This is a genomic window from Streptococcus pluranimalium (assembly GCF_047785745.1).
GTDB lineage: Bacteria > Bacillota > Bacilli > Lactobacillales > Streptococcaceae > Streptococcus > Streptococcus pluranimalium_B.
In genome coordinates, this window is sequence record NZ_JBLOJT010000090.1 from 1 (window position 1) to 7,541 (window position 7,541).

The 7,541-nt window shown below is 38.2% G+C and carries 10 protein-coding genes and 1 pseudogene; 8 read left to right on the forward strand and 3 right to left on the reverse strand.

Annotated features, from left to right (window positions below):
* Window positions 1-91 precede the first annotated feature (91 nt).
* The 5 genes and pseudogenes from ACMZ6U_RS08370 to ACMZ6U_RS08390 all read left to right on the forward strand — a co-directional run bounded on the left by ACMZ6U_RS08370 (window position 92) and on the right by ACMZ6U_RS08390 (window position 3,627).
* Window positions 92-937, forward strand: a complete 846-nt coding sequence (locus ACMZ6U_RS08370) for a DUF368 domain-containing protein (RefSeq protein WP_416107859.1) — start codon at window positions 92-94, stop codon at window positions 935-937.
* The gene (locus ACMZ6U_RS08375) at window positions 934-1,407 is read left to right on the forward strand and encodes a YbaK/EbsC family protein (protein ID WP_416107861.1); all 474 of its coding nucleotides are present in this window, start codon (window positions 934-936) and stop codon (window positions 1,405-1,407) included. Before ACMZ6U_RS08370 ends, ACMZ6U_RS08375 begins: the two co-directional genes overlap by 4 nt.
* Before the next feature lie 2 nt (window positions 1,408-1,409).
* Window positions 1,410-1,775 carry a YccF domain-containing protein gene (locus tag ACMZ6U_RS08380; protein ID WP_416107863.1) on the forward strand — a complete coding sequence of 122 codons (366 nt, stop codon included), beginning with the start codon at window positions 1,410-1,412 and terminating at the stop codon, window positions 1,773-1,775.
* A gap of 2 nt (window positions 1,776-1,777) precedes the next feature.
* Window positions 1,778-2,401 (forward strand): histidine phosphatase family protein, encoded by a 624-nt coding sequence (locus ACMZ6U_RS08385; protein WP_416107865.1) that lies wholly within the window; start codon window positions 1,778-1,780, stop codon window positions 2,399-2,401.
* A 95-nt stretch (window positions 2,402-2,496) separates the two neighbouring features.
* Window positions 2,497-3,627: pseudogene (locus ACMZ6U_RS08390) on the forward strand (IS3 family transposase).
* 56 nt (window positions 3,628-3,683) lie between these two features.
* Here ACMZ6U_RS08390 and ACMZ6U_RS08395 read toward each other — a convergent pair.
* A complete protein-coding gene (locus tag ACMZ6U_RS08395) occupies window positions 3,684-4,586 on the reverse strand; it encodes an HAD family hydrolase (RefSeq protein ID WP_416107867.1) in 903 nt (300 codons plus the stop codon).
* A 139-nt stretch (window positions 4,587-4,725) separates the two neighbouring features.
* Here ACMZ6U_RS08395 and lysS point away from each other — a divergent pair, with 139 nt between their 5' ends.
* Complete coding sequence (lysS, locus tag ACMZ6U_RS08400; RefSeq protein WP_416107869.1) at window positions 4,726-6,216, forward strand: lysine--tRNA ligase; 1,491 nt, start codon at window positions 4,726-4,728, stop codon at window positions 6,214-6,216.
* Between the two features lie 199 nt (window positions 6,217-6,415).
* Window positions 6,416-6,568 carry a hypothetical protein gene (locus tag ACMZ6U_RS08405; protein WP_416107871.1) on the forward strand — a complete coding sequence of 51 codons (153 nt, stop codon included), beginning with the start codon at window positions 6,416-6,418 and terminating at the stop codon, window positions 6,566-6,568.
* A gap of 15 nt (window positions 6,569-6,583) precedes the next feature.
* Here ACMZ6U_RS08405 and ACMZ6U_RS08410 read toward each other — a convergent pair whose 3' ends face one another.
* Window positions 6,584-6,796: a YdbC family protein gene (locus tag ACMZ6U_RS08410; protein ID WP_104968203.1), complete on the reverse strand. Its 213-nt coding sequence runs from the start codon at window positions 6,794-6,796 to the stop codon at window positions 6,584-6,586.
* Between the two features lie 216 nt (window positions 6,797-7,012).
* Here ACMZ6U_RS08410 and ACMZ6U_RS08415 point away from each other — a divergent pair, with 216 nt between their 5' ends.
* Window positions 7,013-7,303 carry a DUF3270 family protein gene (locus tag ACMZ6U_RS08415; protein ID WP_416107873.1) on the forward strand — a complete coding sequence of 97 codons (291 nt, stop codon included), beginning with the start codon at window positions 7,013-7,015 and terminating at the stop codon, window positions 7,301-7,303.
* 80 nt (window positions 7,304-7,383) lie between these two features.
* On the opposite strand, the gene ACMZ6U_RS08420 is transcribed toward ACMZ6U_RS08415, so the two are convergent.
* The coding region (locus ACMZ6U_RS08420) for an ROK family protein (RefSeq protein ID WP_416107875.1) at window positions 7,384-7,541 on the reverse strand (158 nt) is incomplete at its 5' end.

The following is a 7,541-nucleotide window of genomic DNA, read 5'->3' on the forward strand; positions in this document are numbered from 1 at the left end:
TGTTGAAAATCAACTAGCACCACGGGTAATCAAATATAAAAACGTAAAAATGGTATAATCTAAGTTATACTATTTTTATTTGGAGGCATTTATGTTTGCATGGCTTGGCCGTTTGGCTAAAGGTATTATTATTGCATTGGGATTTATCTTACCAGGTGTATCTGGTGGCGTATTGGCATCAATATTGGGACTCTACCAAAAAATTATTGCCTTTTTGGCTCACCCTACCCGTGATTTTCTAAAAAATATTCTCTTTTTCTTACCCGTTGGTATTGGAGGAATTTTTGGTATCGCTCTCTTTTCCGCGCCACTTGAGTGGCTGCTAGCTAACCATCAGGTTCCCACTCTTTGGGCTTTTACTGGTGCTATTGTCGGAACACTCCCAACTTTGTGGCAAGAAGCAACAGTTGAAGGACGACGCGACAACAAAGACTGGACTATTTTAATCATCACTTTCATCCTTTCAGGATTATTGCTTTTCTTCCTCAATGATTTAGTTGGTACTATTCCAGCAAGCTTTGCCAGCTTTATCTTAGCTGGTGCCCTTATCGCTCTAGGGATACTCGTTCCAGGCCTTAGTCCTTCTAACCTTCTCTTAATTATGGGACTTTATAGTCCTATGTTGACGGGCTTTAAACAGTTGAACCTAGCAGGCGTTTTTCTCCCGATTGCTATCGGTGGTGCTGTCACGATGATTCTCTTTTCAAAAGTGATGGATCATGCCCTTGAGAATCACCACTCTCGCGTTTACCACTTTATTTTAGGTCTAGTGACCTCAAGCACTCTCTTGATTATTTTGCCAAATCCTCGTTCAGCAGAAAGCATTTCCTACACAGGTGCAGGTCTGGGTACCTTCATCTTTTCTGTTATTTTATTGGTAGCTGGGATTGCTCTTGGCATTTGGATGAGCCGTCTTGAAGGAAAATACAAAAAATGAGTAAGAAATCTAGAATCAAAAAAACACTAGTTGATCAAATTCTCGATAAAGCTGGTATTGACCATGATAGTCTTGTCGTCAATGCCAAAACAAGTCAACTTCCAGAAGATATCAAGAGGGAAGATATTTTTAAAACACTGGCCTTAATTGGAGATAAAACTGGTCCAATCATTGGTATTATTCCCATCACAGAGCATTTATCTGAAAAGAAATTAGCCAAAATTTCTGGGAATAAAAAGGTACATATGATTCCCCAAAAGGATTTGCAAAAAACGACCGGCTATGTCCATGGCGCAAACAATCCTGTCGGTATTCGCCAGAAACACAATTTTCCTATTATTATTGATGAGATTGCTCTTGAAAAAGGAAGTATGGTTGTTTCAGGCGGTGAAATTGGTCGCTCGATTAGGGTCAACAGTCAAACTTTAGCTGATTTTGTTCAAGCAACATTTGCTGATATAAAGGAGTAATCATGTCATTTATTGGAAATTTTATTTGGTTTATCTTTGCTGGGCTTTGGTCTTTTATCTCGTGGTCTATTGTTGGAATCCTCCTTTGCGTAACCATCATCGGAACCCCTCTTGGTTTACAATGTTTTAAGATTGCCAGTTTTGGTCTTTTTCCATTTGGTAAACAAGTTATTATCTCTAGCAGTGGGACAAGTCTATTACTCAACATCATCTGGATGCTTCTATTTGGTTGGGAGCTAGCACTACTTCATTTAACATCAGCCTTCTTCCTTTGCATCACCATCATTGGTATTCCTTTTGCAAGGCAGAGTTTAAAACTCACACAAATCAGCCTTTTCCCCTTTGGCATTCGAGTTATTAAGGAGTAGCAATGAAACTCTATTTTGTACGACATGGTAAAACACAGTGGAATAAAGAAGGGCGTTTTCAAGGTGCTAATGGCGACTCTCCCTTATTGGAGGAATCCTACGAAACCATTACTAAATTAGGAAAACGTTTAGCTTCTGTTACTTTTGACAAAGTTTATTCAAGCGATTTAAAAAGAGCAGTGGATACTGCGCAACTAATCATGGTGCAAAATCAAGCACCAAAAGAGATTATTCAAACAAAAGCTTTACGAGAATGGAACCTTGGCAAACTCGAAGGTCAAAAAATTAGCTTAGTTCAATCTATCTACCCTTCTCAAATGGACGCTTTTCGCCATAACCTGGGAGTTTTTAAAGCACAGACTTTTGAAGCTGAGTCCGTTTACCAGGCAACTCACCGTTTGGCAACTTTCTTACAGGAAACTATTGATCAGCAACTAGAAAACATACTTCTCGTTGGACATGGAGCTCATCTAACAGCTTCCATCCGCAGTTTGCTTGGGTTTGAACCAGCCTTATTACGAGCAGAAGGTGGCTTAGACAATGCTAGTCTAACCATTTTAGAGACAGATGACCTTGAACATTATTCCTTAAAGGTTTGGAATGATACCAGTCACTATAACATCTAAAAAGTCTTAGGGAGATGGTACTGCACCCATAAAATGAGACATAAGAAAAACACTCCTGTTGAAAACTAGTAAACTAGAAACAGGAGTGTTTTGTTATGATCAAAAAAGCGTATTCGGTAGAAACTAAGTTAACCTGTATCGAAATGAAAAAGGCTGGAAAGTCTAACAAAGTTATCAAAGAGACTTTGGGAATCAAAAATAAGAGTCAAATCGACACTTGGATGACATGGTATGAGAAGGAAGAACGCCATCGATGCAACCAACCCGTAGGGAAACAGTACACATACGGCAAAGGGATGACGCAACTTTCTGAAGTAGAACAGTTGAGATTACAGGTGGATCTATTAAAAAAGTATCACAGCTTGATAAGAAAATCGACAAAGTAAGTCTTATCAAGCTTGTGGATGACTATAAGAAAATCTATCCAGTATCCTTTATTTTGGATTGTTTCGGTGTCAAACGCTCAACCTTCTACCGTTGGAAATCTGAGAGTGAGAAGCCTAAGGAGAGAGACGGTCTTGTAGAAAAAATCGAGCAACTTTGTACGGAATATCGGTTTATCTACGGTTATCGCACCATTACGCGATTACTAAAGAAAAGCCATGGTCTCTTGGTCAATCATAAGAAGGTTTACCGTATTATGAAAGAAAAGGGCTGGCTGTGTCGTACACGTCCTAAGAAGGCGCCCAATTTAGGAAAGCCATACTATGTGACAGATCATAAATTAAATCGCCATTTTCAAGTAAGTAAACCACTGGAGAAACTCGTCACAGACATCACTTATCTCTACTTTGGAAACTGTAAACGTTACTTATCCTCTATCATGGATTTGTATAACCGTGACATTGTGGCTTATACTATTTCAGGTTGCCAAGATACGGACTTTGTGTTGGAGACACTCAATCAGCTGGAATTGTCTCAAGGTGCAGTATTACACAAGCGACCAAGGCTCTGTTTACACCTCAAAGGCTTACTTTCAGGTTTGCACGGAAAAAGGCATCATCCGCTCCGTGTCCCGTAAAGGAACACCAGCAGATAATGCCTGTATCGAATGGTTCCATTCTGTCCTAAAGTCTGAAACCTTCTATCTCTATAACTGGAGAAACTTAACTAAGGAGAGTATAACAGATATTGTCAAAAATGACATCACATTTTATAATGAAACTAGAATTCAACAGCGATTAAACGACTTATCTCCTGTTCAATACAGAAAGTCGGTCGTATAAAAGTGTTTTTCTTGTGTCCCATTATTGGGATGCAGTGCCGATCTCCCAAAGACTTTTTAATTGGCATATTTCATGCGTAAAATTTTCTCTTGTTTAGCATCTAAACGAAGTAAAATAACAACTTTATCAATACTCATATTGCTTTCTAATAAGCGCTCAGCAGCCATCATTAAACCATTGTTAAGTCCCATTTCAAGAATCGGATTTTTCTTATCATTAATATCAAAGATAAACTTGTTATCAGGAAGGTCAAAAAGAACTTTCACAGCTCCATAAAGCTGCTCAAAGTTATCAATAGCCACGTCATAAACTGGCTTAGTACCTGCTTTCAAGCTACGCCCTCGGTGATTAAACCACATGGCATGCCAGCCACCATTTTTGGCACCCATAACATCATTATCATAAGAATCTCCAACATAAAGAGTTGTTGCAGGACTCATATCAAACTGCTCAGCAGCCAAGTTAAAGATTTCTTTTTCAGGTTTTTGGAAACCCGTAGCTTGACTTACAATGACACGTTTGGGATCAACATAGTCATATAGACCAAGCTTTTTCACCTTCTTCAATTGATGCTCCGTTGGTCCATTTGTAATGATTCCGATTGGTACATTCTTAGACTTTAAAAAATCAAGCGTCATACGCATTTCATCAAGCATGGTAATGTTTTCCAACTCATGCTCATAGATTTCTTGGAAATGATTGCCCTCTGCTTCATCAATCTCACGATAACCAAATTCTGCAAGCGTTTCTTTGCAACGCCAAAAACGGAAATGCTCTGTCGTCCATTCCCCAGCCATGACACGTGGAAAACCAATATCAGAATAGTGTCTAAAACGAATATAGGCTTGGTTCATCTGACTCATATCAAAATCAGGAAAACACTTCTCCATAGCCAGACGATATGGGGCTTGTTGGTCATAAATCGTATCATCGACGTCAAAAACAATTGCGGTTATCATGAATGCTACATCCCTTTGCTATTTTTTCAAACGTGACTATTATATCATTTTCTTTATTTTTTACCAAACCACATTCTAATAATAGTGAATTATCAAGGTTTTTGTGTTACAATAAAGTGATTATTTATTGGAGGATGTCATGTCTAAAGAACATATTGAAGCATTAAATGACCAGGAGATTGTCCGTCGTGAAAAAATGGCTGCCCTTGCTGAACAAGGAATCGACCCATTTGGTAAACGTTTCGAACGTACGGCAAATTCTGGCGAATTAAAAGAAAAATACGCTGATAAGAGCAAGGAAGACTTGCATGATCTAAATGAAACTGCTATCGTAGCTGGTCGTTTGATGACTAAGCGTGGTAAAGGTAAGGTTGGATTTGCCCACCTACAAGATCGTGAAGGTCAAATTCAGCTTTATGTTCGCAAAGATGCTGTCGGCGAAGACAATTACGAGATTTTCAAAAAAGCTGATTTGGGTGACTTCCTTGGAGTTGAAGGCGAAATCATGCGCACAGATATGGGAGAATTGTCAATCAAGGCAACTAAATTGACTCACCTTTCAAAAGCACTTCGCCCTCTTCCTGAAAAATTCCACGGATTAACAGACGTTGAAACGATTTACCGTAAACGCCACCTTGATTTGATTTCTAACCGTGAAAGTTTCGATCGCTTTGTGACACGCTCAAAAATCATTTCAGAAATGCGCCGTTACCTTGACGGTCTTGGCTTCCTTGAAGTCGAAACACCTGTTCTTCACAATGAAGCTGGTGGTGCTGCTGCTCGTCCATTTGTAACACACCACAATGCCCAAAATATCGACATGGTACTTCGTATCGCAACTGAATTGCACTTAAAACGCCTTATCGTTGGTGGTATGGAACGTGTTTACGAAATTGGACGCATCTTCCGTAATGAAGGAATGGATGCAACTCACAACCCAGAGTTCACTTCTATCGAAGTTTACCAAGCCTACGCTGACTACCAGGACATCATGGACTTGACAGAAGGTATCATCCAACATGTTACCAAAGCTGTTAAAGGGGATGAGCCAGTCGTTTATCAAGAAACTGAAATCAAGATCAACGAGGCATTCAAACGTGTCCACATGGTTGATGCTGTTAAGGAAATCACTGGAGTTGACTTCTGGCAGGAAATGACATTGGAAGAAGCTATCGCAGCTGCCAAAGAGAAAAATGTACCGCTTGAAAAACACTTCACTTCTGTTGGTCACATTATCAATGCCTTCTTTGAAGAATTTGTTGAAAAGACGCTTATCCAACCAACATTTGTCTACGGACATCCTGTTGAAGTGTCACCACTTGCTAAGAAAAATGATGAGGATTCTCGCTTTACAGACCGCTTTGAGCTCTTTATCATGACAAAAGAATACGGTAATGCCTTCACTGAATTGAACGATCCAATCGATCAATTGTCACGTTTTGAAGATCAAGCCAAAGCCAAAGAACTCGGTGACGATGAAGCAACTGGTATCGACTACGACTACGTTGAAGCCCTCGAATACGGTATGCCACCAACAGGTGGACTCGGTATCGGAATCGACCGCCTCTGCATGCTCTTGACAGATACCACAACTATTCGTGATGTACTCTTGTTCCCTACGATGAAATAATTGTATTTGGAACTCTTGAAAACAAATCTACTTTGTTTAAAGTTCTAGTATATTGATGGATTACTTTATCTTAAGAGAAATCAAATTTCTAAGACTTACTTGCCATTACCTTAAATTCCTTCTTCGATCAGATGATTTTCCTTTCTCACAATCATCAAACATGTTACACTAGTTGTATCATCTATAAGGAGTCGTCATCATGTCTAGAAAATATCTTGCTTATTTATCTGCTACTATTTTTATCTTATATGGTATCTTTGCTAGCAAATGGTTATTTGTCTTTCTTGGTGCTGTTTTCATCATTATTGGAATTGCAGATCGGCTACAAGATAAAAACAAGATTGGTAAATAGAACCAATCTTGTTTTTTACTTTTTAAATTCCTCAACCAGAACTTGAAATTCTTCATTGGTTAATGTGATGCCTTTTCCCATTTTAGAATGGTCCGGACTCCACGTTCTAATATCAAACTTGGGTTCTGCTCCATTAAAGCTGACACGGTTCAACTCTTTTGTCCATCCTTTATCATTTTCAGATAAAACTAAAAGTTTTTCAACGATTTCAAATGTAAATTCTGCCATAAAGACCTCCTTACTTATCTATTCGATATTATAAGACCATTATACCATGATTTTTCCTAAATCCAGGTCGAAATTTTAGTATTTAAATACCAAAACAGAAGGTGATGTATTTTGTCATAGTATCTAAATACTAAAACATGCTTTTTATTTTAAAAAATTAGTGACAAACTCCTTTTATTATGGTACTATGATATGGAATCAAACCTAGGAGTTGTTATGGCAAGTCAATTGAATAAAAAAACTCTGCCAGATGGGCAACGTCATAAAGAGCCAGAGTTAGAAAACGAATATCAAAGTTATCATGACTTTGATCATAATAACATCAAGCTTAGAGAATTAGCTTTTTTGGGACAAATTGCAATTTTCTCGATTTTTACTGTACTGACAGCATTTGTTCTTTTGAGCTTCAACTTTGGACCTTATCTGGCTTTTCCAATTGCTATGTTAGTTGCCACTGCTCTAACATCAATTGTATATCAAGTGATTATTACATTTTTAAAAAAATAGTACTTTACAACTTTCATGTAAGGTACTATTTTATTTTTTGTAGACCAAATTGTAAAATTAAGCTATACAGAAAAAGCCATCTATGTTAGGCCATCGATAAGAATACAGTCCGGATCAAAGCTAACCGAAATATTATAAATACCTCTAGCCAAAGAAGCATACATTTTTTCGACCAATTCACTAGCTAATTCATCACATTTGTCTGCTAAATCAAAAATCTCTGGTGTTGATAAGTTAG